The following is a 5,372-nucleotide window of genomic DNA, read 5'->3' on the forward strand; positions in this document are numbered from 1 at the left end:
AGTGGTCTGAGCCGTTAGTTCGTCGGGGGGTCATGCCGCCTCGCTGCTTTGATCGATCAGTTTGAGTTGGCGGTGGAGGTCCCGGCGGGTGTATTTCCAGGCGAAGGGTTCGGCGGTGCGGTTGTAGCGTTCGGCGAAGGTGTGCAACCGGTTCTCGACTGAGGTGAGGTCGGGAAAGTCATTGGGCGTGAGGACTTTGCGTTGGACGATGGAAAAGTAGATCTCGACTTGGTTGAGCCATGATGCGTGCACCGGGGTGTGCACCATGACCGCGTTCGGGTATCGGGCGGTGAGGCGGTCGATCGATGCTTGTCCGCGGTGCGAGGAGCCGTTGTCGACGACCCAAAACACCCGGTCGGCGGACGCGTACGGTTCGCTCGTCATGACCTGATCGACGAGGGCGGTGAACTCGGTGATGCCGGTGCTTTGCTCGCAGCGGCCGAAGACCCGTGCGGTGTGGACGTCGTAGGCAGCGAGGTAGGTGAGCGCGCCGCGGCGGCGGTAGTCGTGGCTGACGCGCATCGGGCGACCTGGTGCGGCGGCGGTGGTGCGGTGGCAGCGGTCGCGGGCTTGGATCGACGGCTTTTCATCGGCCGAGATCACAAACTCGTTGCTGCCCAACGGTTTGCCTGCGTAGCGGCGTGCGTACAGGTCGAGAACGACAGATGCTCTCATCTCGAAGTTCGGGTCGCGGGCGGCGATCCAGGAGCGATGCTGCCACGGTTTGAGCGCATCCTCGTCCAGCCACCGGCGCACCGTCGACACCGAGACGGTCATGCCGTCGCGTGCGAGTTGGGCGGCGAGTTCCGGGGTGGACCACCGTGCGATCGGAATATCGTGATCGGCCGGGATCTGACACGCCCACGCTTTCACTGCAGCGATGTCAGCGGGGGTGTAGATCGGTGGCCGGCCCGACCGTGGTGCGTCGGCGAGGGCATCGATACCGTGATGGTGGAACCGGCTGCGCCACTTACGGACCGTGTCGGGATGAACGTCGAGTTCGATGGCGATACTTGCGTTGGTGCAGCCGTCCGCGGCGAGCAGCACGATCAGAGACCGCAGCACTGTCTTCTGCGGTGTCGACCCACACCTCACCCATGTTTCGAGAACCTGACGGTCGCTGGTGGACAGGACGATCACGCAGGCCGAGGGTCGAGCGGTTTTGTCACTCATGCCTCAAAAGGACACCTGAGTCACACCTGTCTCGGGCCGCGGCACGCCGATGATCCGCGAAATGTTGGGTGGACCACACGGATCGGGCACGATCGGATGCGTGCCGACACCACCGGAATCGACGAAAAGCTCACTGCGCCTCAAGCTCAGCGGCCACGCCCGAACGAGGTGGCCGCAACTCGCGCGAGTCAACGTCCGATTTCGTGGCGCGTTCGCCTACGTCGACGGTGTACTACCGGACGAGTCGGTCCTGGTGTTGATGCGGCTGCGATACAACGGCTCCGCTAGCAGATGGGGCTTCGCGATCCACCTCGCGTCCAAGGGCAAGTACGAAGATTCGCTGCTGCCTACAGGCGACTTCACCGGCAGCCCTGAAGACGCACTCGACACCGCATGCGGGCTCTACCTCGGCGACCCGACAGCCTGGCAAATACCCCCGACGAACTAACGGCTCAGACCACTTAGCTTCGCGGTTGTCGAACTTGTTCTTGGTGAACAGCGCGACTGACGCGAAGAGGGTGGCCCCCGCGACCGTCCAGCCGATGGGACCAGCGAGAGCCAGTAGGGCGCCGCCTGCCGCAGTGCCTCCGCCGCCGGCCGCGACAGCCCCTCCTCCGAGCCAGGCGACTGCGGCGTTGGTCGCAGCGGCTCCCGAAAGTGTGGAGATCGCGGTGCCGGTTGACGCAGTGCCGAAAGTGGTTGCGACCCACAGCGCAGCTGTGGGCGCCATGCTCGAGACCGCGACACCCGCGGAAAACCCAGCGCCGACGCCGGCAGCCGACCGGCGCGCGGCTTCGAGATCCTTGCGCGCGAACTCCTCCGCCGCCACGAAATGGGCTTTGTGGACGTCGACTTCGTCGAAGTCGACATCGAATGACTTGGGAGTGTTGGCGACGCTGTTCACCAGCAACTCGACGAGCTCGATCAGGTCGGCCGAGCGTTCGCGCTGGTGTAGGAGTGACAGGCCCTTGTCGTTCATCGCGGTGAACGAGCCGTTGTACGCAGCAATCGCCGTCTCGTAGGGGCCGGGTTTCTTCACGACGAGCTTCTCGACGATATCCGCAGTGGCGTCCTGGAGATCGCCCGTCTGCTCGATCCGCTGCCTTGAGCTATTACGCGAGAACTTGCCGAAGCCGCCGACAGCCTTGTCGAACCCCTGCTTAGCCTTGTCCATCTTGAGCGGTTCGACCATCGAGCTCTCCGACCTCTGTTGTGTTGCGTCCGTATTGCCTTTATTGGCGACACGAGAGTATCCGCTACGAGTGACATCGTGGATGCACTCGAGGGCTAAAACGACTGACTCCGCCATGATTACGGACCAGACCCCAGAGGACGCGAACACCCGCAACCCTGATCAACTCGACAGTCGCCGGCAGTCAGGGGCGGTTCGCAGCGCCTAGTGAGGATGGAACCTGCGGATGTACACATCCTCAAGCATCGAGCTACGCCGGCCGATCGGCGACTCCGAGCGGTGGCGGCGTACCAGTCGCGGATAGCGTGGTCGTCGAGCTTGTCGATCAGGACGGTGAGGTGTCCCCACGGCAATTGTCCAACAGGCTGTTGGACAACTGCTTCCCGCGGCCAGATGCTGGCGATGGTGCGCATGTAGCGCATGTAGCGCATGTAGCGCAGGTTGCTGCGGGAGAATCCCCGCATGTCGGGGAATTCGGCCCGCAGATCGGTCGCAAGCCGCTCGATGACCCGGCTACCCCAGACGTGGGCGTCTTGGCGGTCGAGGATCGCGCGGCCGATATCCCAGTACAGCACCAGCAGCTGGGTATTGACGGTGCGGGTGGCATGCACCCGAGCGTTACCGAACCTGGGTCTTGAGTTGCTCGAGCACGTAGTCATCGGGTAGCCGTGGAAGATCGCTCACGCTGGCAATCTTCCCCCATGAACCGGGCTAACCGTCCCCGAACCATGGGACGAGGGCACGGACGGCTACGGAGACCGGTTAGTTGCCCCTTGATCTCCGTGACGTCGAGCTGGGCTTGCACCCGTTACAGACGACCGCCAGCACCAGAACGAACAAGCCGCCTTGATGCTGAGATGGGCGATCATGCCCTTCGTGCTACTCGGTCGAAAACATACGTACCGACGATTTTTCCACTTATCGCGGTCTGTTGACCGGAGGAAAGAAACTTGTCACGCGATACCTCAGCCGTTTGCACAAATGTGGTGGAGAACGAGTGCAGGTGCCATCCCTCTTCATGAATTGCATTTAATGAATCCGTAGGAGAGTAGTCCTGTCGGTTGCTGTACGCCCCGGCAGGACTTACTGGCGCGGCGAGTGTGGCAATTGTTCCTGTAATATCGGTAATGTCTAAGGATATTTGGAATAGGAAGTCCCCGCGTGCCCGAGCGGACCGAGCTAGTCCTTGAGGCGACGCGTTGAACGCCTCATCTTTTTGCCGCTGTTGCTCTTTGACTAGAGCCGCCTGCCTGTCGGCGTTGCGCTGAGCTTTAGCCGCAGCTTTCAAGGCTGCAGTTTCGGGATCGTCTTGCTTGAAGAGTGCCGTAGTCACATCATGGCAGATCGGCACCCAAGTCACCCCTCGCGAGCTGATAACCCAAAACCCTCTCCGAGAGTTGAATTCGAGACCATGGCGGGTCTCGACACCCATCGTGTGGTCTGTTCGAACTCTATCGGAGCGACGGCTCTTGCGCGTGCTAGTTGGGCCACAAGCACGAATCACAAGCGGCGCAGACGGTTCTTTAAGACTAAGTCGCTGTTGTCATAGTCCTGACCGCGCTGAGATGCGCCCGCGCGATTCAGTCCGACCATGCTCGGCCCTAGTACTACAGCCGTAGATAGGTAGTTTCGGCGTGTTTGCGCTGGTAGGCGCGGTTGCCGCGGCATGATCTCGAGTTTGTGAAGACATCCAGATCAGCTGCGGCAACCGCAGCACTGAGGGTAGACCATGAGCGGTGGCATGCGGGCCTGGATGGGTTGTTGGAGTCGTTCTCGTCGCGGTTCGCGCGGGTCGAAGCACGACGCAACGCCGGTGCGCTGGTGCTGGGTTTGCTGGCCGATATAGGTTCCAAGAACTGCTGGACTATCGCCGAACTATCGGGCCATGGCACCCCTGACCGACTGCAGCACTTGCTGTCCCGCGCTAAATGGGACGCTGATCTGGTCCGCGATGACGTTCGCAGCTATGTCATCGACCACCTGGCCGACCCTGATGCGGTGCTTGTCGTTGATGAGACCGGCGACTTGAAGAAGGGCACCAACACCGTTGGGGTACAACGCCAGTACACCGGAACCGCCGGACGCACGGAGAACTGTCAGGTCGCGGTCTACCTGACCTACGCCGCCGCTCGCGGACACACCCTGATCGACCGAGCGCTGTACCTGCCGCAGCACACCTGGGCCACCGACCCGCAGCGAAGGACCAAGGCCGGGGTCCCTGACACGGTCGAGTTCGCTACCAAACCAGCCCTGGCAACCACGCTGGTCGAGGCGGCCCTCGACGCCGACGTTCCGGCCTCGTGGGTCGCTGGCGATGAAGTGTACGGCGCAGACCCGAACCTACGAAAAGCGTTGCACAACAGACAGATCGGCTACGTCCTGGCCGTCGGATGCAATCGGCAGGTCCCCACAGCCGCCGGGAAGATCCGGGTCGATGCCCTTGCTGAGAATCTACCGCCGCGGTCCTGGCACAAGATGTCTGCCGGCGCCGGTAGCAAAGGACACCGCTGGTACTCCTGGGCCTTGATCGCGACCACCGAGCGTCCCGATGTTGGCCTCTGTCACGTGTTGGTGCGGCGCAACGATAGCTCCGGCGAGCTCGCCTTCTATCGCTGCTACAGCCCGGCACCGGTGCCGCTGAACCAGTACGTCCGAGTCGCCGGGCGGCGGTGGACGGTCGAGGAATCGTTCCAGAGCGGCAAAGGCCTGACCGGTCTGGATCAGCATCAAGTGCGGACGTGGACGTCCTGGCACCGCTGGATTACCTTGGTCATGGCTGCGCACGCCTTCCTGGCCGTGCATACCGCCACTGAACGCCTGGCCCAACCCTCAGAACCTGGACTGATCCGGTTGTCGGTCAACGAGTTCCGCAAACTCTTCACGATCCTCGTCCTCACACCACTGCATGCCATCGCTGACCCCCTCCGCTGGTCACTCTGGCGACGAAAACACCAATACCGAGCCCGACAACACCACTATCAACGCAGGTCACAACAACAATGAACCC

General features: G+C 62.2%; 5 protein-coding genes. 1 reads left to right on the plus strand and 4 read right to left on the minus strand.

Annotated elements, in window-relative coordinates:
* Positions 1-30: 30 nt before the first annotated feature.
* The 4 genes from BFL43_RS00280 to BFL43_RS28285 form a co-directional block, all read right to left on the minus strand.
* Positions 31-1,173, minus strand: a complete 1,143-nt coding sequence (locus tag BFL43_RS00280; protein WP_084889713.1) for an IS630 family transposase — start codon at positions 1,171-1,173, stop codon at positions 31-33.
* Positions 1,174-1,405: 232 nt separating this feature from the next.
* Positions 1,406-2,365 (minus strand): hypothetical protein, encoded by a 960-nt coding sequence (locus BFL43_RS00290; RefSeq protein ID WP_240497978.1) that lies wholly within the window; start codon positions 2,363-2,365, stop codon positions 1,406-1,408.
* A gap of 119 nt (positions 2,366-2,484) precedes the next feature.
* Entirely contained in the window at positions 2,485-2,976 is a 492-nt protein-coding gene (locus BFL43_RS00295) for a DUF1016 N-terminal domain-containing protein (RefSeq protein WP_240497979.1), read from the minus strand.
* Between the two features lie 254 nt (positions 2,977-3,230).
* Positions 3,231-3,716, minus strand: coding sequence for a hypothetical protein (locus BFL43_RS28285; RefSeq protein WP_143694988.1), 486 nt, complete (start codon positions 3,714-3,716; stop codon positions 3,231-3,233).
* A 410-nt stretch (positions 3,717-4,126) separates the two neighbouring features.
* On the opposite strand from BFL43_RS28285, the gene BFL43_RS00300 reads away from it, so the two are divergent.
* On the plus strand, positions 4,127-5,368 hold the full coding sequence (locus tag BFL43_RS00300; RefSeq protein WP_084889687.1) for an IS701 family transposase: 1,242 nt from the start codon (positions 4,127-4,129) through the stop codon (positions 5,366-5,368).
* The last annotated feature ends 4 nt before the right edge of the window (positions 5,369-5,372 follow it).

This window comes from Williamsia sp. 1135, from assembly GCF_002095395.1.
Lineage (GTDB): Bacteria > Actinomycetota > Actinomycetes > Mycobacteriales > Mycobacteriaceae > Williamsia.